At 46.6% G+C, this 1,634-nt stretch carries 1 protein-coding gene; it reads left to right on the forward strand.

Annotation, left to right across the window (positions count from 1 at the left end):
• Positions 1 to 1,634: RHS repeat domain-containing protein (locus VU18_RS03310; protein ID WP_047757661.1), on the forward strand; the 1,634-nt coding region annotated here is incomplete at both ends.

Consider the following 1,634-nt stretch of genomic DNA (forward strand, 5'->3'; position numbering starts at 1 on the left):
TACGATAAGAAAGGAAACAAAAAAGAGTACACGTATGATTTATCGGATCGCTTAAAACAGCTGTTGTTAGCGAACGGCACTTCCGTCAACTACGATTATGACTTAAATGGCAATATGACTTCAAAAGTCATTCGAACCAGCGACGGCCAGTCTCAAACATTTGCCTATTCTTATGATGCGGCCGGCAAACTCGTGAAAACCGTTGGTCCGCTCCATGATGTGACAACGAATGAATATGATGCCAATGGAAATAAAATCAAAACGGTTTTGCCGAAAGGAAACACGATTCAATGGACGTATGACGGAACGGAAAGGGTCAAAACGATTTCTTACAACAACGTTCCGTATTACGAATTTAGTTACGACAAAAACGGAAACGAACTTTCTGTACAATATGTAAAAGACGGTACGACCAAGACAAGAAAATTTGATTCCGCGAATCGTGTCATTGAACAATCCGACCGCGGAGGATTACAAAAGTGGACCTATCCGACGACATCGGATAAATTACAACAGTTTATGTTCTCCCATGGATCGTTTAGCCAAACAGTCACATACCAATACAATGCCTTGGATCAAAATACAGTCGTCCAAGACGGAACGTATACGTACCGCTTTGACTATGACGAGAGAGGAAACGTTCGCACCTTCACGACAGAAAATGGAGCCGGCTCGACCTTTAGGTATGATGACCGCGGCCTCGTGGAAAGTCTTTCGGTCGGTACGGCGGACGGAACAGAAATTGTATCGGAAACGTACCGTTACGATGAAAACGGCAACCGGACAAAAATTGAGTACCCAACGAGAGAGACGATCGTTTATCACTACGACGCGCTCGATCAACTAGTGGAAGAACAGCTGCCAGACGGAACGAAGATCGAGTATACGTATGACGGATTTGGCAACCGGACGAAAGTCGTGAAAACAAAGGATGGGCAGTCGACGACGACCAATGCCGATTATAACGCTGCCAATCAGCTCATTCGTTTTGGAAACGAATCGATCACATATGATGCCAACGGCAACCGATTGGAAGACGGTCAGTATCAATATGAATGGAACGAAGCGGATCAGCTCGTCTCCATCACAAGAAAAGGCGAAAGCACGCCGTTTGTGACGTACCAATACGATGAAGACGGCCGGCGCATTCAAAAGACTGTCAATGGCGTCGTTACGAACTATCATTACCAAGGCGACAGCCTAAACGTTCTGTACGAAACCGATGCGAGTGGAAATGTGGTAAGATCATATATATACGGAGAAAATGGGCAACTCCTTGCCATGAAAAAAGGCAACGCCACGTATTTTTACCACTATAACGCCCATGGCGACGTGATCGCCCTGACGGATGAACAAGGAAACATTGTTGCCCGCTATCAATACGATGCGTGGGGGAACATTCTTTCCCAATCCGGCGCATTGGCGGACGAAAATCCATACCGATATGCGGGGTACCAATATGACCAAGAAACGGGTCTGTACTATCTGATCGCCCGGTACTATCATCCAACGCATGGCGTGTTCTTGTCGCTCGACCCCGACCCAGGCGATGCGGATGACATCTTGACACAGAACGGCTATACGTACGCGAACAACAACCCAGTAATGTTGGTGGATCCGGATGGGCATTTCTT

This window comes from Geobacillus sp. ZGt-1, assembly GCF_001026865.1.
In the GTDB taxonomy this organism is placed as follows: Bacteria; Bacillota; Bacilli; order Bacillales; family Anoxybacillaceae; genus Geobacillus; species Geobacillus thermoleovorans.